Source organism: Aureimonas sp. SA4125, assembly GCF_019973775.1.
Taxonomy (GTDB): Bacteria; Pseudomonadota; Alphaproteobacteria; order Rhizobiales; family Rhizobiaceae; genus Plantimonas.
In genome coordinates this window covers 646,773-666,219 of the sequence record NZ_AP025032.1, presented here as the reverse complement: position 1 = coordinate 666,219, position 19,447 = coordinate 646,773, and the positions used below count along the sequence as shown (strand labels likewise).

The 19,447-nt window shown below is 67.1% G+C and carries 20 protein-coding genes; 6 read left to right on the top strand and 14 right to left on the bottom strand.

Features of this window, described 5'->3' with window-relative positions:
- Positions 1-142: 142 nt before the first annotated feature.
- From Sa4125_RS03020 to Sa4125_RS02980, 9 genes are all read right to left on the bottom strand, one after another.
- The gene (locus Sa4125_RS03020) at positions 143-1,702 is read right to left on the bottom strand and encodes a glycoside hydrolase family 25 protein (protein ID WP_224003527.1); all 1,560 of its coding nucleotides are present in this window, start codon (positions 1,700-1,702) and stop codon (positions 143-145) included.
- Between the two features lie 369 nt (positions 1,703-2,071).
- Complete coding sequence (gene glyS, locus Sa4125_RS03015; RefSeq protein ID WP_224003525.1) at positions 2,072-4,354, bottom strand: glycine--tRNA ligase subunit beta; 2,283 nt, start codon at positions 4,352-4,354, stop codon at positions 2,072-2,074.
- A gap of 76 nt (positions 4,355-4,430) precedes the next feature.
- Positions 4,431-4,874, bottom strand: coding sequence for a DUF559 domain-containing protein (locus Sa4125_RS03010; RefSeq protein WP_224003517.1), 444 nt, complete (start codon positions 4,872-4,874; stop codon positions 4,431-4,433).
- 12 nt (positions 4,875-4,886) lie between these two features.
- Positions 4,887-5,780: a neutral zinc metallopeptidase gene (locus Sa4125_RS03005; RefSeq protein WP_224003515.1), complete on the bottom strand. Its 894-nt coding sequence runs from the start codon at positions 5,778-5,780 to the stop codon at positions 4,887-4,889.
- An 88-nt stretch (positions 5,781-5,868) separates the two neighbouring features.
- On the bottom strand, positions 5,869-6,834 hold the full coding sequence (locus tag Sa4125_RS03000) for a glycine--tRNA ligase subunit alpha (RefSeq protein ID WP_224003513.1): 966 nt from the start codon (positions 6,832-6,834) through the stop codon (positions 5,869-5,871).
- 118 nt (positions 6,835-6,952) lie between these two features.
- Positions 6,953-7,135: a hypothetical protein gene (locus Sa4125_RS02995; protein ID WP_224003511.1), complete on the bottom strand. Its 183-nt coding sequence runs from the start codon at positions 7,133-7,135 to the stop codon at positions 6,953-6,955.
- A gap of 199 nt (positions 7,136-7,334) precedes the next feature.
- Positions 7,335-8,198, bottom strand: a complete 864-nt coding sequence (locus tag Sa4125_RS02990; RefSeq protein ID WP_224003509.1) for a S49 family peptidase — start codon at positions 8,196-8,198, stop codon at positions 7,335-7,337.
- 220 nt (positions 8,199-8,418) lie between these two features.
- Complete coding sequence (locus Sa4125_RS02985) at positions 8,419-9,300, bottom strand: methyltransferase (protein WP_224003507.1); 882 nt, start codon at positions 9,298-9,300, stop codon at positions 8,419-8,421.
- Positions 9,301-9,308: 8 nt separating this feature from the next.
- Complete coding sequence (locus Sa4125_RS02980) at positions 9,309-9,530, bottom strand: DUF2007 domain-containing protein (RefSeq protein ID WP_224003505.1); 222 nt, start codon at positions 9,528-9,530, stop codon at positions 9,309-9,311.
- A 276-nt stretch (positions 9,531-9,806) separates the two neighbouring features.
- Here Sa4125_RS02980 and Sa4125_RS02975 point away from each other — a divergent pair, with 276 nt between their 5' ends.
- The 4 genes from Sa4125_RS02975 (at position 9,807) to moaB (ending at position 14,343) form a co-directional block, all read left to right on the top strand.
- A complete protein-coding gene (locus Sa4125_RS02975; RefSeq protein ID WP_224003503.1) occupies positions 9,807-10,820 on the top strand; it encodes a polyprenyl synthetase family protein in 1,014 nt (337 codons plus the stop codon).
- A gap of 187 nt (positions 10,821-11,007) precedes the next feature.
- Positions 11,008-12,855 carry a tetratricopeptide repeat protein gene (locus tag Sa4125_RS02970; RefSeq protein WP_224003501.1) on the top strand — a complete coding sequence of 616 codons (1,848 nt, stop codon included), beginning with the start codon at positions 11,008-11,010 and terminating at the stop codon, positions 12,853-12,855.
- Positions 12,856-12,857: 2 nt separating this feature from the next.
- Complete coding sequence (locus Sa4125_RS02965) at positions 12,858-13,799, top strand: 4-(cytidine 5'-diphospho)-2-C-methyl-D-erythritol kinase (protein ID WP_224003499.1); 942 nt, start codon at positions 12,858-12,860, stop codon at positions 13,797-13,799.
- Position 13,800: 1 nt separating this feature from the next.
- Positions 13,801-14,343 carry a molybdenum cofactor biosynthesis protein B gene (gene moaB / locus Sa4125_RS02960; protein WP_224003497.1) on the top strand — a complete coding sequence of 181 codons (543 nt, stop codon included), beginning with the start codon at positions 13,801-13,803 and terminating at the stop codon, positions 14,341-14,343.
- 6 nt (positions 14,344-14,349) lie between these two features.
- On the opposite strand, the gene Sa4125_RS02955 is transcribed toward moaB, so the two are convergent.
- On the bottom strand, positions 14,350-14,883 hold the full coding sequence (locus Sa4125_RS02955) for a glycosyl transferase family 2 (protein WP_224003495.1): 534 nt from the start codon (positions 14,881-14,883) through the stop codon (positions 14,350-14,352).
- A gap of 133 nt (positions 14,884-15,016) precedes the next feature.
- Between Sa4125_RS02955 and Sa4125_RS02950 the strand changes: the two genes are divergently transcribed.
- Both Sa4125_RS02950 and Sa4125_RS02945 read left to right on the top strand, forming a co-directional pair.
- Positions 15,017-16,174 carry a PA0069 family radical SAM protein gene (locus tag Sa4125_RS02950; protein WP_224003493.1) on the top strand — a complete coding sequence of 386 codons (1,158 nt, stop codon included), beginning with the start codon at positions 15,017-15,019 and terminating at the stop codon, positions 16,172-16,174.
- A gap of 153 nt (positions 16,175-16,327) precedes the next feature.
- Positions 16,328-17,011: a ribonuclease HII gene (locus Sa4125_RS02945; protein ID WP_224007481.1), complete on the top strand. Its 684-nt coding sequence runs from the start codon at positions 16,328-16,330 to the stop codon at positions 17,009-17,011.
- 154 nt (positions 17,012-17,165) lie between these two features.
- Here the strand turns inward: Sa4125_RS02945 and Sa4125_RS02940 are convergent, their stop codons facing one another.
- The 4 genes from Sa4125_RS02940 to Sa4125_RS02925 all read right to left on the bottom strand — a co-directional run bounded on the left by Sa4125_RS02940 (position 17,166) and on the right by Sa4125_RS02925 (position 19,398).
- Positions 17,166-17,645: a F0F1 ATP synthase subunit B gene (locus Sa4125_RS02940; protein ID WP_224003491.1), complete on the bottom strand. Its 480-nt coding sequence runs from the start codon at positions 17,643-17,645 to the stop codon at positions 17,166-17,168.
- 11 nt (positions 17,646-17,656) lie between these two features.
- Positions 17,657-18,280, bottom strand: coding sequence for a F0F1 ATP synthase subunit B (locus Sa4125_RS02935; RefSeq protein WP_224003489.1), 624 nt, complete (start codon positions 18,278-18,280; stop codon positions 17,657-17,659).
- Between the two features lie 72 nt (positions 18,281-18,352).
- Positions 18,353-18,580: a F0F1 ATP synthase subunit C gene (locus Sa4125_RS02930; protein WP_188849331.1), complete on the bottom strand. Its 228-nt coding sequence runs from the start codon at positions 18,578-18,580 to the stop codon at positions 18,353-18,355.
- A 68-nt stretch (positions 18,581-18,648) separates the two neighbouring features.
- Positions 18,649-19,398: a F0F1 ATP synthase subunit A gene (locus Sa4125_RS02925; RefSeq protein WP_224003487.1), complete on the bottom strand. Its 750-nt coding sequence runs from the start codon at positions 19,396-19,398 to the stop codon at positions 18,649-18,651.
- Between the last annotated feature and the right edge of the window lie 49 nt (positions 19,399-19,447).

The window sequence follows — 19,447 nt, the reverse complement described above, 5'->3', positions numbered from 1 at the left end:
CCTGGCGACGCCAGCGCACAAGGGATCCGAGGGGGCAGATCGCAGGTGCGGCACTGAATGCTTGGCGTTCATCGAGAAAACAGTGACCAGACGCTTTGGTTCCGACATCCGACGAAAAAAGTTTCACCTCTTTGGTTGCGGATCAACGGGTCGACAGAAAGGCCGTGGCGATCCGCTGTTCGAGAGCCGGCGCGACGGCGGCAAGGTCGCGCAGCGAGGCGGACAGGCGCGGGCCACGGCCGCCAGTGTCGACCGACGTCGCCTCGTCCTTTTCCGGGAGCGACGCTTTCAGATCGTCATTGGCCTGGCGGAGCCAGAGGCGAAACCGCGACTTTTCGGCCTCGCCGAGCGCCGATGCGGCCGAGGCGGGAAGCATGACCGCCGCACTGCCTGCCTTCGGTACGATCGCGGCTACCTTTTCCATATCGCCGGCCAGTTCCCCGAACACACCGAGAGCAGCTTTCTGTCCGGGCAGGCCAGGAGCGATGGTGCGAAGCGCCGCCTTGCCGGACTTGGCCTGACCCGGTGCAGGATCGGGATGACGGACGAGATCGGTCAGGAGTTGCAGCGGGTCGATCCGGGCGGAATGACGGTCGGCCGGGCCGTAGGCGGCCAGAAACGTCGCATCGTTCGACGCCGTCGCAGAGGACGCGGCCGTCGGTGAAACCGGGGCGGGCATGCTCGCGGTCTGGACCGGGAGAGCATCGTCCTTCGCCGTCGGCGCGGTGGGAACGGGAGCCGCCACCTTGACCGTGCGCTCCTCGCCGATCAGCGCGAGATCGCCGACGATGGAGCCGATGGCCTTGCCGGCCTTCTGCTTGAGATCGGCCAGAAGCGTCGGCGCCTCCGGCTCGTCCATGGGCCTCACCAGCGTGTCGAACGGCCAGGCGGCGCGCAGGCTGGGGACGTCCATCGAGGCGACGTTCACGTCGATATCGGTCTTGGCGCCCTTGACCCGGTAGGGGCATTCGGATTTCGAGCAATTGTGCATCGAGGAGAACTGCCAGAGCGCGTAGGTCGGCCAGGTGGTCTCGGGGAAGAGGCCGGTGATGTCCTCGCGGTAGCGGGCGTACCAGAGCGGCAGACGCGAGAGCAGCGGGTAGGTCTCCTTATAGTCGGAGATCCATTTCGCGGTGGAGCCGTTGGTGTAGAGAACGGGATAGCGCCCGGTGCGGATGAAGATCTGGTTGGAGAAGATCTCCGCGTCCGACAGCGACATCCACTCCTCGGTGTTGTCCTCGATGTCGATGGCGATCAGATCGTCGGCTTCCGGCTCGGCGAAATCGATAAAATGGTCGGCCTGCTGGCGCGGATTGCCGGGACGGGCCAGGTGATAGGCGCCCCATTTCAGGCCGAGCGTCTTCGCCATGGCGCGGCGGGTGAGGTAGAGCTCCTTGGTGACGGAGTATTTCCACCAGCGGTTCTTGCAGAGGAGTTCCTCGTCGCCCGACTTGCCGCTGCAGTTCCATTCCGGCGGCATGCCGTCCGATGCCTTGTTGATGAAGCCGGCGATGCGCTTGTCGGAGGTCAGTTCCTTCCAGTCGATCGGATTGAACTCGTAGGCGTCGATGACGAGGGCCCGGTTCTCGTCGGTCCACGGCTTGTCCCAGGCGGCCTGCGCCGGATTGGCCGAGACCAGCCCGGCGGTCATCGCACAGGCAAGAGTGATGGCTGCCGCAAAGGCGGCGCGCATGGCCTGCATTCGGAACTTCCCCTCGTCGCTATCGTCTGGCGGGCTTTGCAACCCGTTACCCCTTGGCGGCTGGAGACTTCATGACGGCGCAATCGGGCAGGTTCCGGGCAGAGCCGATCACATCACGTAACAATTCGATATATTACGTGATAAATCGATCGATCCATTGGTTAATTTACTGAAACGACTGCCCGTTTTCGACCTTGCGTGAAACTGTCCCGCCGCCCGCAAAACATTTGGCTGGGCATATTTCGCGGGCTGGCCGCGCCGCATCAGCGGATCTTTGCCGAATTGGGGCAGAAAGTCGGCGGAGCGGCCGGCATCCAGGGACCGAGGCGGACCCGCCACCGCCGCCCGGAGCGTCTCGGCCGGCTGAAGTCAGCCGGCGATCTTGGAAAAATCGGCCACCTGACGGGTCGCGGCGCGGATCCGGGCCAGCAGCGCCAGCCGGTTGGCGCGCACCGCCGCATCCTCGGCATTGACCAGCACCTTTTCGAAGAAGGCGTCGACCGGGATGCGCAAGGTCGCGAGCGCAGCCATTGCCTGCCCGTAGTGCTCGGCCCGAAGCGCTGCCGCCAGTTCCATCTCGGCGCGGTCGATGGCGCCGGCCAGAAGCTTCTCCTCCGGCTCGGCGAGCAGCGCGAGGTCGACGGTGTCGGCGATGCGCGTGCCCTTCTTCTCCTCGGCGGCGAGAATGTTCGCGGCGCGGCGCGTGCCGGCGAGGAGGTTGGTGCCATCTTCCGTCGCCAGAAAGCTGCCGAGGGCTTCGACGCGGCGAGTGATGTCGAAGAGGTCGTCGTTGAGGCCATCAGACTGGCCGATCTCCCCCCTTGAGGGGGAGATGGTCGGCAGACCAGAGGGGGGTGTCTTGGCATCGAGCATCGCGGAAGAGACGGGAGCGCCACCCCCCCCCTCTGCCTTGCCAGGCATCTCCCCCTCAAGGGGGGAGATCGATGCATTACCGTCCTGCGCGCTCGACAGCACCGCATCGACAAGATCGTGCCGCGCGCCCTGGTCGCGGAGCTGTCCCTTCAGGCGGTCGTGGAAGAAGCCGATGAGGTCGGCATCAGCGCCAACACGGTGAAGCGGCAGCTCGAGCCCCCGCTCCAGCACGATCCGGATCACGCCCAAGGCCGCCCGCCGCAGCGCGTAGGGATCCTTCGAGCCGGTCGGCTTCTCGTCGATCGCCCAGAAGCCAACCAGCGTATCGAGCTTGTCGGCAAGCGCCACCGTGATCGCCACCGGATCGGTCGGCACGGCGTCGCCCGGGCCCTGAGGGCGATAGTGCTCCTCGATCGCGGCCTGCACCGAGGGATGCTCGCCCTGCAGCGCCGCGTAGTAACGGCCCATCAGGCCCTGCAATTCGGGAAACTCGCCGACGGCCTCGCTGGTGAGGTCGGCCTTGGCCAGCAGCGCGGCGCGCTTTGCCAGCGCCGGGTCGGCGCCGACCATCGGCGCGATCGTCTCGGCCAAGGCGGCGATGCGCTGAACGCGCGCGCCTTGCGTGCCGAGCTTGGCGTGGAAGGTCACGCCGAGGGCGTCGAGCTTGGCCATGCGCTGGTCGAGCGGCTTCGACAGGTCGAGGCCGAGCTTGTCCGCGGAGGCCTGCAGGCCGGCGAGATCGGGCAGGTCCGCCTGGTCGGTCTGCCAGAAATACAGCGCGTCGGAGAGGCGGGCGCGCACCACTTTGCCATTGCCGCGGGCGATCTCGGCGCCGCCGTCGGAGGCCTCGATATTGGCCACGAGCACGAACCTGTTCGACAGGCCGGCGGCGCCGGGCGCGCGGGTGACGAAGCATTTCTGGTTGGTCTTGATGGTGAGGCGCACGACTTCCGGCGGGATGGCGAGAAAGGCTTCCTCGAACGTCCCCATCAGGGTCACCGGCCATTCGACGAGGCCGGAGACCTCCTCCAGCAGGGCCTCGTCGGGAACCACTTCCAGCCCCTGCGCGAAGGCGAGGTGCTCGGCATCGGTGCGGATGATGTCCTTGCGGCGATCGGCGTCGAGGACGACGAAAGCGCGCTCGAGGCTCGTGACATAGTCGTCGAAGCGCCGGACCTTGATGGCGTCCGGGGCATGGAATCGGTGGCCGTAGGTGAGGTTGCCCGAGCGGATGCCGCCGACCTCGAAATCGACGACGACGGGCTCGGACGTCTCCGGTCCGAAAGTGCAGAGGATCGACTGCAGCGGGCGCACCCAGCGAAGGGATCCCGGCTCGCGCGAGGCCTTGCCCCAGCGCATGGATTTCGGCCAGGGAAACTCGCGGATGATTTTCGGCATCAGTTCGGCGACGATGTCCTCGGCCGCCTGCCCGGGCTTGCGCAAATGCGCGACGTAGAAATCGCCCTTCTTCGGGTCGGAATGGACATGGGCCTCCTCGATCGAAGAGAGGCCCGCGCCCTTCAGGAACCCTTCGATGGCTTTCGCCGGCGCGTCGGTGCGCGGTCCCTTGCGGTCCTCGACCTGGTCCTTCGAACGGGCATCGACGCCGCGGATGTCGAGCGCGAGACGGCGCGGCGTCCAGTATTCTCGCGCGCCCTCATAGGTGAGTCCGGCCGCCACAAGGCCGTCGGTGACGAGCTTCTTCAGGTCGCCTGCCGCCTTGCGCTGCATGCGGGCGGGGATCTCCTCGGAGCGAAGTTCGATCAGAAGGTCGGGCATCTGGCAATCTCCCCCCTTCCCGGGGGAAGGGCTGGCGCCGGAGCGCCGTGTCGGTCACATCGTGGCCCGCTGGGCCTCACCCCGGACGCGGGCGCGGCTTGCCCTGGACAGGTGGAGAGAGACGCTGCGGATCGGCTGGCGGCAATGTCCGCCGCTCTTCGACCACGCGACTGATGCTGTCAAGAACCGCGGCGGGATCGGCGCGGACCTCTCGGTTCCAGAACCGCAGGACCCTGTAGCCCTCGCCGGCAAGCCAAGCATCGCGCACGGAGTCTTTCCGGCGCTTGTCGGCAAAACCATGCTGGTCGCCGTCGATTTCGACGATGAGGCGCAGCCGGTGCGAGACGAAGTCTGTGAGATAGGGGCCGAGGGTCTGCTGCCGTAGGAAATGCCGCCCCTCGTCGGGGAGAAGTCGCAGGCCCTGCCAGACAACGGCCTCCTCCGCTGTGCCTTCGGCCTCTACCCGCCGGCGCGCTGAGGTTTCAGCGCGCTGGCGTCGTGTCATCGGCTTGTGGGCCATGGCGCTGTGAGCTCAGATCTGGCCTTTCGACGTATCGCAGGCGGCGACATTGCCTTCTTCGTAGCCGCGTCTGAACCAGGTCTGGCGCTGCGCGGCGGTGCCGTGGTTGAAGCTGTCCGGGACGACATAGCCCTGGCTCTGCTTCTGCAGCGTGTCGTCGCCGATCTGCTGGGCAGCGTTCAGGGCCTCGTCAATGTCGCCCGGCTCGACATAGCCGGCAGCCTGCGTGTCGTGCGCCCAGATGCCGGCATAGCAGTCGGCCTGGAGTTCGATGCGCACCGACATGGCGTTCGCCTCGCTCTCGCTGACGCCGCGACGCGCCTGATCGAAGGCCGGCAGGACACCGGTGATGTTCTGGATGTGGTGGCCGACCTCGTGCGCCACGACATAGGCCTGTGCGAAATCGCCGCCGGCATTCAACTGTTCCTTCAGCTGCCGGAAGAACGACAGGTCGATGTAGAGCTTCTGGTCGGAGGGGCAGTAGAAGGGACCGCTCGCGGAACTGGCATTGCCGCAGGCCGAGGCAATCGAATTGTTGAACAGGACCAGCGTCGGCGCCGGATACTGCTGGCCGGCATCGGCGAAGCGCTTTGTCCAGACGTCCTCGGTGTCGGCCAAAACGGTCGCGACGAAATCGTCGGTCGAGTCGGAGGTTCCCTGCACGCCCGGGCCGTTCGCGGTCTGCGTCTGCTGGGTCTGGCTGCCGCCATCCATGCCGAAGAGAAACATCGGGTTGACGCCGAAGCCGAACCAAAGGACCGCGCCGACGATGACGAGGCCGATAAGACCCATGCCGCCGCCGCGTCCCGCCCGGATGGGGACACGCATGCCGCCGCCGCCAAGCCCGCCACCACCGCCGCGGCGATCCTCGATATTGTTGCTCTGCCGCCGACCTGTCCAACGCATGAATGCGTGCTCCTCATAGTGTCCCGCACGGCAACGCTGCAGCGCGGTTTTCGTGCCGTCACGGCAGGAATAAGCGCGAGGTGCCGCGTCAGGCCGCCTGCACGGGCGCCATGCGGTAATTGAAGCCGCCGCCTTCCGTGACGAGGAACGCCTCGCCGCAGGCCTTGGCCAACGTCCTCACGCGAAATATGTAGCTCTGGCGCTCGGTGACCGAGATGACGCCGCGCGCGTCGAGCAGGTTGAAGACGTGGCTCGCCTTGATCGCCTGGTCGTAGGCAGGCTGCGCCATCAGGTGACGCCCCTCTCTCGCGTCGGGCTTGGCCGCGCCGGCGGCGAGCAGCGCCCGGCATTCGGCCTCGGCCTCGTCGAAATGGCGCAGCAGCACGACCGCGTCTGCATGCTCGAAATTATAGCGGGAATATTCCTGCTCGGCCTGCAGGAAGACGTCGCCATAGGTGACCTTCTCCTCGCCCTCGCGGCCGTTGAAATTGAGGTCGTAGATGGAATCGACGTTCTGGACATACATTGCCAGGCGCTCGAGGCCGTAGGTCAGCTCGCCCGCGACCGGGGCGCATTCGATGCCGCAGATCTGCTGGAAATAGGTGAACTGCGAGACTTCCATGCCGTCGCACCAGCACTCCCAGCCCAGGCCCCAGGCGCCGAGCGTCGGGCTTTCCCAGTCGTCCTCGACGAAGCGGATGTCGTGCAGCGCGGTGTCGATGCCGATCGCCTTCAGCGAGCCGAGATAGAGTTCCTGCAGATTGGGCGGGTTCGGCTTCAGGATCACCTGGTACTGGTAGTAGTGCTGCAGGCGGTTCGGGTTCTCGCCATAGCGCCCGTCCTTGGGGCGGCGCGAGGGCTGGGCATAGGCGGCGTTCCAGGGCTTTGGCCCGAGCGCGCGCAGCGTCGTGCCGGGATGGAAGGTGCCGGCGCCGACCTCCATGTCGTAGGGCTGCAGGATGATGCAGCCATAATCGGCCCAGTAGCGGTGCAATGTCAGGATCAGTGCCTGGAAGGAGCGCTCCGGGCGCATATGCGGCGGCAGATCGGACATGTCAGGGCTCTCGGTGCGGGCGCCGGCCGGCGCGACGGATGAAGGCGAGGTGCCATGCCGGGCCTGAAGCGTCAAGCCGCGTGGCAGCGGCCGATTCAGGACTGCCGGTACCCTGGCCTCAGTCCTTCTGCAGCCGGTAGATGCCGTCATCGCCGCGCACGAGTGTCCCCTGCGCGCCCGTCCGCTGCTCGGCCTCGGCGCGGCGCGAGCGCTCGGAGAGGCGAAGCGCGTCGCCCTTCAGTCGCTTGAAGCCATAATAGGCGGCGGCCCCGACAAGACCGAGAAGAAAGAATTGAGGCATCAGATCGACCATCGTGACGGGTTGCACTCATAGGAGCCGGGAGACACGGAGAGTAAAGCACGGGCTGCGTCTCCTTGATACGCCGGGCGGGTGCGTCGGTTCCCGGCGCGACGTCGTGTCAACGGCTCCGGAACAGCGTGCACCCACCGGCGGCTTGCGGGCAAGCCGCCGGTTGCGTCGGCGGCCATCGGCCGACGGATCAAAGACCGTAGCGGGCCCAGACGAGCCTGTCCTCGGCCATGACGGCGAGTTGCTCGGCAGCGCCGGCGCCGAGCCTTGCGGGATCGGCCATGCCGATGCCGGTCGCGGGCCGCCGCCCCAGCAGGCCGCGGCTCGACTGGATGAGGACCAGCTTGACCTTCTGGCCAAAACGCTCGCGGAGAACCGAGCGCAGGTCGCCGAGGCTGTCGACGAGGCCGAGCGTCAGGCCGCGCTTGCCCGACCAGAACTGGCCGGTGAAGAGATCGGGATCGTCGGCAAGGCGCGTCCCGCGGCTCTCCTTGACGAGGTCGATGAAGGTCGCGTGGACCTCCGCCTGCAAGGCGAGGAGATGGGCGATGTCCTCCGGCCGCTCCGGCTGGAAGGGATCCAGCCGCGCCTTGTTCTCGCCGGTCGAATGCACGCGGCGTTCGATGCCGAGCTTGTGGATCATGTCGACGAAGCCGAAACCGCCGGAAACGACGCCGATCGAGCCGACGATCGAGGAGGGGTCGGCGATGATCTCGTCGCCGGCGCAGGCGATCATATAGCCGCCGGATGCCGCGACATCCTCGACGAAGACGAGGACGGTCTTCTTCTTCTCGGCGGCGAGATCGCGGATGCGCTGGTGGATCAGGCGCGACTGCACCGGCGAGCCGCCCGGCGAGTTGACGAGGATGGCCACCGCCGGCGCCTTCTTCATCGCGAAGGCCTTGTCCAGGACCCCGGCGACGCCGGCGAGCGAGAGGCTCTGCCGCAGCGGGCCAGACGACGCCATGATCGTGCCGCTCAGCCGCACGACGGGAACGACGATCGCATCCGAACGGAAGCGTTTTGGAAGGTATTTCTGCAGCGGGAATGACAAGCGGTCGGCCTTTTCGTCAGAGATCAGGGCTTGCATGTAGGATGCCGCGATCGCCGGGAAAAGCCGCGGGCCGCTTCGATCTCGCTGCTGGCGCCTGCCTGTCCTGTTCCATCGGGACGATCGAGGCGATGAGCCGCAGGCCGAGCCCTGCAGCGCTCCTTTCATGCGGCTGGACGGTGGCGGGGCTCGGAAGACGGACAGTCGCCGCTTCTCTTTCCGGTCAGCGCAGGCCGAGATCGAGCGTCGCTTCGCCCGTGCCGATGCCCTGGCCGAGATCTGTGAGGCCGCCGCCGGAATGATGCAGCACGATGCCCGGCAACAGCGACAGCGGCGCCCGCGAGCCCTTGCGGGCATGGACGAGAATGCGCATTGCCGGCATTCCGGCATGGGAATGGACGGGCAGTATCCGGATATCGCCGAGCCGCCGGTCCGTCGCGACGAGGATCTCCTCCAGACTGTCCGGCCGGGCGATCATCGCAAAGAGGCCGCCTTTGCCCAGAAGCGCGGCGCCGGACCGGATCCAGCGGCCGAGGAAATCCGCGTCGGTCGTCGCCCGCGCCGCATGGCGCAGCGGGTCGGGAGAGGCCCTGCCGCCGGCAGGGTGAAACGGCGGATTGGTCATGACGGTCTGAAAGGCGCCATCGGCAAGGCCAGCCGCCTCCCGCTCGGCGCGCCGTCCGAGAACGTTTGCCTCGACGACGCCGATCCTCGGCGCCAGGGCCGCGTTCTCGGCGAGCGCCAGAGAGTGGCGGGCAAAGCCGGCCATCACTTTGTCGTTCTCGACGAGGGTCACGTGCAGCACCTCGCACCGGGCAGCAACCGCGAATGCGACGGCGCCGGCGCCCGATCCCAGATCCAGAGCAGTACCGCTGCGATGGGCGGGTAGGCTTGCGGCGAGGAGAAGGGCATCGAGACCGGCGCGAAAACCCCGCCCCTTCGGCTGCGCCAGATGAAACCGCCCCCCCTGGAAGCTGTCGATCGACGTCTCCGTCATCCACGGCTCGATCATGGCGTCGGGCGCCCCCGGCGTACCTGGCTCCCCGCCGAGCGCTACAGCGGGAGCATGACCCGGATCGCCCGTCGACGGGTCCGTCTCGTCCATGCCCGCGCCTAGCGCGACAGTTCGTGGCCGAGCTCGGCGTCGCGCAGAAGGCGCCGCGCCTGGTCGAGCCGCTCGGCGTCGACCATGATCCGGCGCGGCAGGACGCCGATCGAGCCGTCGAGAATGCTCATATGCGCATCCGCGACAAAGTGGACGATGTCCGCGTCCTTCAAGAGGGAGTCGACGAAGGAGATCAACACCGCGTCATTCGAGCGCATCAGTTCGATCATCGGGCATCACCTTTTGCGTCTACCGCCCGGAGCGCCAGACGGCACGGCCGGTGACGGCGCGCAGGGACGCGCCGCTCTGCCGCGATCATCGCACCCCGGCATGTGCTGCAGCAATCCCCGCGGCGTTCGCGACTTGGCAGATCCGGCGCGGCAGGGGTCCCCTTCGCCCGGCGATGGGTCGTCCAGGCCTTCCACTCGTCGCCTGCCGCGCCATCTTCCGGCTTGCCGCCCACGCGTCCCCGTGTTTAGTCCCGACCATTGAACGGAGTGAATCTCGTGAGTGTTGCCAGTCCCGTCCGGGAGACTTCCTCGAAGGCGTCGGTCGAAGCCATCGTCGCACTGACGGCGCCCGCCATGGGCGAAGTCAATGCGATGATCATGGCGATGGCCGGATCGAACGTGGCGCTGATCCCGGAGATCGCCGAGCACCTCATCTCCTCGGGTGGCAAACGTCTGAGGCCGATGCTCACGATCGCCTCGGCGCTGGCCCACGGCTATTCGGGCAGCGACCATGTGACCCTCGCCGCCAGCGTCGAATTCATGCACACCGCCACGCTCCTCCACGACGACGTCGTCGACGAGAGCGATCTGAGGCGCGGCAAGCAGTCGGCCCGGATGATCTGGGGCAACCAGGCGAGCGTCCTCGTCGGCGATTTCCTGCTCGGCCAGGCCTTCAAGATGATGGTCGACGTCGGGTCGCTCCCGGCCCTGCGGGTGCTGTCGACGGCATCGGTCGTCATCGCCGAGGGCGAGGTCTGGCAGCTTTCGGCGGCCAAGCACATGACGACGACCGAGGCGGACTATCTCAAGGTGGTCGAGGCGAAGACCGCCGCGCTCTTCGCCGCGGCGACGGAGGTCGGGCCGATCATCGCCGACGCCGGACCAGAGGCGCGGGCACAGATGCGCGCCTATGGCCTCAATCTCGGCCTCGCCTTCCAGCTCGTCGACGACGTCCTCGACTATCGTGGAACCGCCGAGGCGCTCGGCAAGAACACCGGCGATGATTTTCGCGAGGGCAAGATCACTCTCCCGATCATCCTGGCGAACCATCGCGGCACCGAGGCCGAGAAAGCCTTCTGGCGCTCGGCGCTCGAGGGCGGCGAGAACGACGAGGCGGCGCTTGCCGAGGCCAAGCGCCTTCTCGAGCGGCATGGTGCGCTGGAGGCGACGGTCGCCAGGGCGCGCGCCTTCGGCGACAAGGCCTTCACGGCGGCAAGCACCCTTCCCGCCTCGCAGGGCCGCAAGGCGCTTCTCGACGTCGTCGCCTTCTGCATCGACAGGGTGAACTGACGCCAGCGCCAGGGTGCGGGCCGCCATCTGGCGCGGCGGTCGCATTGTGGTCATTCTGGCAAGACATTGAGACGCAAGGGGCGACGCCGCTCGCGGCAGCCCGCCGCCACCACCGTCGGGAAGCCCCCACTATCCTGCGGACCAATCCCAGGACAGGCACGGCGGCCGCAGAGAAGAGGATTTCATCGTGCAGACCCAGCGAATTTTCCGATTGGCGTTTCTCCTGGCGATGTCCAGCGTCGCGGTCATGCCCGTCGATGCCTTCGCAGCTGGCGAGACTGCCACGCCGCCGTCGGTGCCGCCGTTGATCCAGTCCCTGTCGGGTGCCTATCTCGCCGCCAAGTCCGCGCAGCTCGACGGCGACCTGAAGGCCTCGACCAGCTATTTCAGCCAGGCGCTCGACATCGATCCGACCTCGGAAATGCTGCAGCAGGAGGCAATGTTCGCCTATCTGGCGGCGGGTCGTTTCACCGAGGGCGTCGAGCTTGCCGCCAAGCTTCGGGACTCGTCCGATTCCGGCAAGGTGGCGCGCATCGCGCTTGGGATCGACATGATGCGCGCGGGTCGCTTCGAGCCGGCGATCGCCGAATTCGATATCGTCAATCCGAGCGATCTCGACGGACTTCTGCTTTCGCATCTCTCCGCCTGGGCCGATGCGGGCGACAAGAAGGTCGACGACGCCCTGTCGCGGATCGCCGAGCTTGACGGGGCCGAATGGTACCCGATCTTCAACAACCTGCAGGCCGGCCTCATCGCCGGCTTTGCAGGCCGAACCGACACAGCGCGCGGTTTCTTCGCCAATATTCTCGCCGACAAGGCCAACGCCCAGACGTCGCCCGATGCCTATCTCGCTGCATCCGAGGCGCTCGCGCGCCTGGAATCGCAGGCCGGCAAGAAGGAGGCTGCCCTTGCAGCCCTGGCCACCGGCCTCGATCTCGCCGCCAACTACGATCCGCTGACCTTCCTGAAAGCGAAGATCGAAAAGGGCGAAACGCTGACGCCCGCGATCACGGACGTGCGCGAGGGCGCGGCGGAGACGCTCTACATCCTCGGCCAGGCGATCAACCGCGGCGAGGGGCAGCAGGTGGCCATGCTGTATTTCCAGCTGGCGCGGGCGCTCGCCCCCAAGGATCCGAGCCTTCTGACCGCGCTTGCCGGCATTGCCGAGCGCAACAAGCGGCTCGACGATGCCATCGCCTACTACCGGCAGATCCCCGAGGATTCCGCCCTCAGGCGCAGCGCCGACCTGCAGATCGGTCTCGATCTCTGGTATTCCGAGCAGAAGGACGAGGCCAAGCGCCACCTGCGCCGGGCCGTCGCCGAGCGCCCGGACGACCTGCAGTCCTACCTTGCGCTCGCGGACGTCCTGTCGGCGGACAAGGATTACGCCGAAGCTGCCAAGGCACTCGACCGGGCCGTCGAGATCGCCGTGCCCGCGAAGCAGGAGACCTGGAACCTCTACTATCAGCGTGGCATCGCGCATGAGCGGCTGAAGCAGTGGGACAAGGCCGAACCCGACTTCAACCGCGCGCTGGCGCTTTCGCCCAACCAGCCGCAGGTCCTCAACTATCTCGGCTATTCCTGGGTCGACATGAATCGGAACCTCGAAAAGGGTCTCGACATGATCAAGACGGCGGTCGAACTCCGGCCGAACGACGGCTACATCATCGACTCGCTCGGCTGGGCCTATTATCGCCTGGCGCGCTACGATGACGCCGTCGAGCAGCTGGAGCGGGCGGTTCTGATCAATCCCGTCGATCCGACGATCAACGACCATCTCGGCGACGCCTACTGGCGTGTCGGCCGCACCCGCGAGGCCGAATTCCAGTGGAGCCGTGCGCTGGTGGGCATCCCGAAGCCGGAGGCCGCCGAAATCACGAAGATCGAGGCGAAGCTGAAGGACGGACTGCCGGCCGACGACCGGAAGGTCGAGATGGACGGCGAGCCGACAAAGGCCGGGGCCGTCGGAACAGCCTCGGCCGGCAACGACATGCCGGCATCGCCGGCCGCCGCCCCGGCCGTCACCCCGAACTGACGATGACGGGTGCCCGGGGAAGCGTTCCGGTCGCACGGCCGGAATGGCGGGAGCCAGCGCCGGCCAAGGTCAATCTCGCGCTGCACGTGACCGGGCAGCGCGCCGACGGCTACCACACGCTGTCGAGCCTCGTCGCCTTCACCGAAATGGGCGACAGCCTCACCGCGTCGCCATCCACGGAAGATCGCCTGACCCTGTCGGGCCCGTTCGCGGCGGCGCTGGGTGCAGGCCCGGTCGAGGGCAACATTCTCGTCAAGGCGCTTTGCGCTGCGCGTTCCGTGCTCTCGGGAGGAGGCAGCGAGCTTCCCCCGCTCGCGCTGGCGTTGGACAAGCGCCTGCCGGTCGCGTCGGGCATCGGAGGCGGCTCGGCGGACGCGGCGGCGCTCCTGCGGATCGTCGCCCAGATGTTTCCGGCACGCGCCGCGGCATTGCGCGAGGCGGCACTCACGCTCGGCGCCGATGTCCCGATGTGCTTCGACGGCGTGCCGGCGCAGGTCGAGGGTCTCGGCGAGATCGCCGCGCCGCTCGCCCGCTTTCCCTCCGTCGCCTGCCTTCTCGTCAATCCCGGCATGGAAGTCTCGACGCCGGCGGTCTTCCGCCAGCTCGCCAGCCGCAGTAATCCGCCGATGCCGTCGATCCCGTCGGCGGGCTTTGCCTCACTCACGGACCTTGTCGGCTATCTCAGCGACACCCGTAACGACCTGGCCGCTCCAGCGGGGCTCCTCGCCCCGGAGATCGCGAGGCTCGAGGCATCGCTCCGACAGGCCGGGGCCGCCTTCGCGCGGATGTCGGGTTCGGGCGCGACGGTCTTCGCGCTGTTCGATTCGCCCGCCGCGGCGAATGACGCCGCCCGGACCCTTGCCCGCCATTATCCCAGCTACTGGATATTCCCGACCCGGCTGATGCCCAGCCCGCACCGCCAACCGTTGGACAGGACGAATTGAGATGACCGACCGCGCCTTCATCCCCCTGTCGATCGCGGTGCTGACCGTCTCCGACACCCGGACTCCCGCCGACGACAAGTCGGGCGACACGCTCGCCGAGCGGCTGACCGCGGCAGGCCACAGCCTCGCCGACCGGGCGATCGTCCCCGACGAGATCGAGGCCATTCGTGCGCAGGTTGTCGCCTGGGCGCAGGATCGCGCAATCGACGTGGTGATCACGACCGGCGGCACCGGCTTCACCGGCCGCGACGTGACGCCCGAGGCGCTCGAGCCGATCTTCGACAAGCGCATGGACGGGTTCTCCGCGGTCTTCCATCGCGTGTCCTTCGACAAGATCGGGGTCTCGACGATCCAGTCGCGGGCGACCGGCGGCGTCATCAACGCCACCTTCGTCTTCGTCCTGCCGGGCTCGCCCGGGGCCTGCCGCGATGGCTGGGACCTCATCCTTTCGGCACAGCTCGACTACCGCCACCGCCCCTGCAATTTCGTCGAGATCATGCCGCGGCTGGACGAGCACCTGCGGCGCGGCGGCAAACCGGTCTGAGCAGGATCAGCGGCGGGAGGGTGCGAGCCGCGGCCGCAGCGAGGCCACCAGCCGCGTCGTCGCGACGCCGCGGCCCATCGCCTCCAGCGTCGCCGCCCGCTTCGCCAGCCCGATCGCCTGGGGTTTAGGCACGAGCAGGCCTTCGACGAGGGCCGTCCGTCGCCCCGTGAGGCGCGCCAGAAGACCGGGACGGTCGCGCTTGGCACGCGAGAAGCGCGCGGCGCGGGGCGTCAGCCCCCGCTTCTCGACATCGCCGATATGGGTCGCCACCGCCTCGACCCAGTCGAGCGACAGCCGTGCGCCGGCTTCCAGCAGCAGCACCCAGTCGCCGCGCGACGCCGAGACGGTGCCGGCAAGGTCGCTACCGGGCACGATCCGGCAGCCGGCATGATCGGCAATCTCGCGCGTCGCGGCGTCGAGGCCCCGGTCGATCACGACGACCTCCCGCACCATGCCCTCGACGGCGCCCGCAACCAGCGTCGACAGGCTCGCCGCCAGCGCATGCGGGTCTTCCCCAGCTTCGATCATCACCGACACCATGGTCTGGCTCTAGCCGATACCGGCCGATACCGCCAGTGCAACCAAAGTTCCGCCCTATTTGTTCTTGTAATGTTCTCTTCTCGGTATTAGGTTTTCATTCACACACGGATCACCGGGATCGGAAGGGATTGCCATGCAGGACGTCAGAGTCGCCGACCGGGCAGCGTTTTCCGGACCCAACGGCATCGACATTGCCCAGCACGTCATCGCCGAGTCGGGCCTGCGCATCGGTTTCGAGCGGCGGCGCGGCCGCGGCTCGGGTGTGAACCCGACGGGACGGTTCGAGCCGTTTGCGCGCAGCGCCTATGACGACGGCTGGAACTCGCTCGACGAGCTGCCGGCGTTCACGACGGACGTGCAGGTCGAGAAGCCGAAGACGATCATCTCGCGCAATACCTCGCCCGACATCTCCTTCGACCGCTCGGTCAATCCCTATCGCGGCTGCGAGCACGGCTGCGTCTACTGCTTCGCCCGTCCGAGCCATGCCTATATGGGAATGTCGCCGGGCCTCGACTTCGAGACCAAGCTCTTCGCCAAGCCCAACGCCGCCGAGCTTCTCGAACGCGAGCTGTCGAAGCCCGGCTATGTCCCGAAATCGATCGCCATCGGCACGAACACCGATCCCTACCAGCCGATCGAAAAGAGCTGGCGGATCATGCGCGAAGTGCTGGAAGTGCTGGAGGCGGCGAACCATCCGGTGGGAATCGTCACCAAGTCGGCGCTGGTCACGCGTGACATCGACATTCTCTCGCGCATGGCGGCCAAGGGTCTGGCCAAGGTGGCGCTGTCGGTGACGACGCTCGACCGGACGCTGGCGCGGGCGATGGAGCCCCGTGCGGCAACGCCGGCAAAACGCCTCGACGCGGTGAAGGCGCTCAGCGAGGCCGGCATCCCGACCATGGTGATGACGGCGCCGATCATCCCGGGTCTCACCGACCACGAGATCGAGCGACTGCTCGATGCGGCGCATGCCGCCGGGGCTCGCGAGGCCGGATGGGTGCTCTTGCGCCTGCCGCTGGAGGTCAGCCCGATCTTCAAGGAATGGCTGCTCCGGCATTATCCTGGCCGCTACCGCCACGTCCTGTCGCTCCTGCGCTCGATGCGCGACGGCAAGGACTACGACGCCGAATGGGGGAAGCGCATGCGCGGCACGGGCCCCTATGCCTTTCAGATCCGCAAGCGTTTCGAGCTGGCGGCCAAGCGCCTCGGGCTGAACACCGAGAGGGCCGTGCTGCGCACCGACCTGTTCACGCCTCCCCGGCAGGAGGGGGTGCAGCTTTCGCTCCTCTGAGCGGTATCCGAGGCTCCGGATCGCACGGCCTGAGGTCGGCGGCAAAATTTCGATCGCCGGCTCTGCCCAGCAGCCCGGCGTGGCGCGTCTCTCCTCCCCCGGGATGGGACGCGCCTTGTGGAGAATCGGAGAATGCGCGAGTCTGGCCGCACCATGGCTCGTCATTCCTCCGATTCTCCGTCTTCTCTCCCGCCTGCAGCAGCAGAGGCAAGCATCGTCTCCGTGCCGGACTTCCGCATCGAGACCGAGCGCTTCGCACGCGGGGCGCTTCTTGTCGCGGGGATCGACGAGGCCGGGCGTGGCCCCCTGGCCGGCCCCGTCGTGGCGGCCGCGGTGATTCTCGATCCCGCCTGCATCCCGGACGGGCTGAATGATTCCAAGAAGCTGACCCCCGAAGATCGCGAGCGGTTGTTCCTGGAGATCCTGGCCTTCGCCACGGTTTCGCTCGCATCCGCCAGTGCTGCCGAGATCGACCGGATCAATATCCGCCAGGCGACACTGCTGGCCATGCGCCGGGCCGCACACGGACTATCCCATCCCCCTTGTCACCTCCTGATCGACGGCAACGACGTCCCGCCCCTTCTCCGCGACCGGGCGACCGCCGTGGTGCAGGGCGACGCGCGCTCGCTGTCGATCGCCGCGGCGTCGATCGTCGCCAAGGTGACGCGCGACCGGATGATGACGCGGCTCTGCCAGGTCCACCCGCATTACGGCTTCAGCCAGCACATGGGCTATGCGACGCGCCGGCATCTGGCCGCCATCACGCAGCACGGCCCCTGCCCCCATCACCGCCTGAGTTTCAGTCCCCTGCGCCAGGGCGAACTGCTGTTCGCCTGAGCCGGGCGACCACAGCCGGTCGCGGACCTTGTGTTTCAGGACACAGATAATTGCAGGACAGGGTGGCCACAGGGCCACGGCGCCGGGAGGACCGTGCAATAAAAAACGCCGCCTCGTTTCCGGGCGGCGTCCTTTATCGTTTGGTCGAAGCGGATCAGTTCAGCAGCTTGCGCACTTCGGTGATGGACTGGTCGACGAGTCCGGCATTGGCACCGGCCGCATTGCGCTCACCCAGGATTTTGGCAGCGGCGGCGACGGCGATATCGACCGCCGAGGACCGCACCGCGGCGATCGCGTCGTTTTCGGCCTGAGCGATCTTCTGCTCGGCCATGGCGGTGCGCCGGGCGACGTATTCCTCGCTCTTGAGCTTCGCTTCCTGGAGGAGCGAGGCCGCCTCGCGTTCGGCGCCGGCGACGATGTCCCTCGCCTCGACCTCGGCCTCGCGGCGGCGGCGCTGGTACTCGGCCAGCTGCCGCTTGGCCTCGTCCTTCAGCGCGCGCGCCTCTTCGATCTCCTGGCGGATCCGCGCGCTCCGGGCGTCGAGCGCCTTGTTGATCATCGCCGGCACCTTGAAATAGGCGACGACGGCAAAGAAGATCAGAAGGCCGACAAGAGCCCAGAATGTATTGTCCATGGCGGTCGTCCTCAGCTGCGCACGGCGCGCACGGCGCCGGCGATTTTCTCGCCCGGAAGATCGAGCCCGGCGACGGCGGACAGCATCTCGGCGGTCGCGGCCTCCGCGATCTGGCCGACATCGGCAAGAGCTGCCTGCTTGATGGTGGCGATGCGCGCCTGCGCCGCCTCGAGATTGCGATCGAGTTCGGCCTCGACCTCGGCGCGCTCGGCGTCGGCATCGGCCTTGGCGGCGTCGCGCGCGTCGGCGGCGATCTGGTGCGAGCGCGCGCGGGCGGCCGCAAGGTCCTGCTCGTAGGCGGCCAGCGCCTCGTCGGCGTCACTCTTCATGCGCTCGGCCGCATCGAGGTCCAGCGCGACACGATCGCGACGGTTCTCGAGGATCCCGCCGATGCGCGGCAGGATAACCTTCTGCAGAACGAGGTAGAAGACGCCGAAACTGATCGCCAGCCACAGGAGCTGCGAGGGGAAAAACTGGGTATCCATCGGCGGGAAGACGCCGGAATGGCTTTCGCCGGGGGCGCCGACGGCGGTGCCGTGGGCGGCTTCGCCGTTTACGGGTGCATGCTCGCCCGCAACCGGGGCCACGTCCGTTGCCGGGGTCTCGGTCTGGGCATGGGCTTCAGTGACGAACATCGCTCTCTCCGGCAGAAGGAACCGGCCGCCCTCGAGCGAGGGCGACCGGCGACAGGATCATCGACGCAGGTCTTAGACCGCGAAGAGGAGGAGCAGCGCGACGAGCAGCGAGAAGATGCCGAGCGCTTCCGTGACGGCGAAGCCGAAGATCAGGCGGCCGAACTGGCCGTCGGCAGCCGAGGGATTGCGCAGCGCGCCCGAGAGGTAGGCGGCGAACATGTTGCCGAGACCGAGGGCCGTTCCGGCCATGCCGAAGCATGCGAGGCCGGCACCGATGTACTTTGCAGCTTCCGCGTCCATGGTAATCTCCTTTGGTGGAACGTGCGGTGGGAACTCACGACCCCTGGGGGACGCGACGTCGTGGGGGTTCAATGATGGGGATGGACCGCATCGTTGAGATACATGCAGGTCAAGACCGCGAAGACGTAGGCCTGCAGGAAGGCGACCAGGAATTCAAGCCCGGTCAGGGCGACGGTCATGATCAGCGGCAGGATCGCGCCGCCGATGCCGATGGCGCCAAGGGCGCTCAGCGACACGACGAAGCCCGAAAAGACCTTCAGCGTGATATGGCCGGCCAGCATGTTGGCGAAGAGACGCACCGACAGCGAGATCGGCCGCGACAGGAACGAGATCACCTCGATCAACACCACGAAGGGCAGGATGACCATCGGCACGCCCGTCGGCACGAACAGCTTGAACCAGGACAGGCCGTGCTTGGAAATGCCGTAGATGACCACGGTCGCGATGACGACGATGGCCAGCGCGAAGGTGACGATGATGTGGCTCGTCACGGTGAAGAAGTAGGGGAACATGCCGAGAAGGTTGGCGACCAGCACGAACATGAAGAGCGAGAACACGAGCGGAAAGAAGCGCATGCCGCTCGTTCCGGCCGAATCGCGCAACATGTTCGCGATGAACTCGTAGGACATCTCCGAGACCGACTGCAGGCGCCCCGGCACCAGGCTGCGCGAGCTCGTCGTCCAGTACAGGAAGGCCGACGCGACCGCGACCGTCAGCAGCATGAAGGCCGCCGAATTGGTGAAATCGAAATGCAGCCCGCCGACCTGGATCGGGACCAGCGGCTGGATTACGAATTGGTGCAGCGGATCGTTCGCCAAACTCTGAAGCCCTTCAACATCCCATGCCCCTTTTGTTGAGGCCGCTTTG